General features: G+C 62.0%; 1 protein-coding gene. It reads right to left on the reverse strand.

What is annotated here, in order from left to right:
• A partial coding sequence (locus tag F0169_RS27180) for an Hsp70 family protein (protein WP_152748150.1) occupies positions 1-681 on the reverse strand: 681 nt, incomplete at both ends.

Raw genomic sequence — 681 nt, forward strand, 5'->3', positions numbered from 1 at the left:
CGTCGAGGGCGCTTTGCACCGCCTCAAGCAGACGCTGGGCGTCCACTTGCTGCTCACGCACTACGCGGGCAACTTTGTCGTCACCGGCATATTGGAACGAGTCCTTGAGCATCTTGGCGATTTCGCCGTCGGTCAGGCCGTAGGACGGCTTGACCTGAATGCTGGCTTCTACGCCCGAGCCCAGCTCACGTGCAGCCACGCTGAGCAGGCCATCGGCGTCAACCTGGAAGGTCACGCGAATCTTCGCCGCACCCGCCACCATCGCCGGAATGCCGCGCAGTTCAAAACGCGCCAGCGAGCGGCAATCACTGATCAGCTCACGCTCACCTTGCAGCACATGAATCATCATGGCCGTCTGGCCGTCTTTATAGGTGGTGAAATCCTGAGCGCGGGCAACGGGGATGGTGGTGTTGCGCGGAATCACCTTCTCCATCAAGCCACCCATGGTTTCCAGCCCCAGAGACAGCGGGATCACGTCGAGCAGAAGCAGTTCGCCACCGTCACGCTTGTTGCCTGCGAGGGTATCGGCCTGGATCGCAGCACCAATCGCGACCACTTGATCAGGGTCGATTTCGGTCAGCGGCTGACGCCCAAAGGCTTCGGCTACCGCGTCGCGAACGCGCGGCACACGGGTTGAGCCACCGACCATGACCACGGCGGCAACGTCTTCCAGCTCGATAC

This window comes from Pseudomonas kitaguniensis (genome assembly GCF_009296165.1).
In the GTDB taxonomy this organism is placed as follows: domain Bacteria; phylum Pseudomonadota; class Gammaproteobacteria; order Pseudomonadales; family Pseudomonadaceae; genus Aquipseudomonas; species Aquipseudomonas kitaguniensis.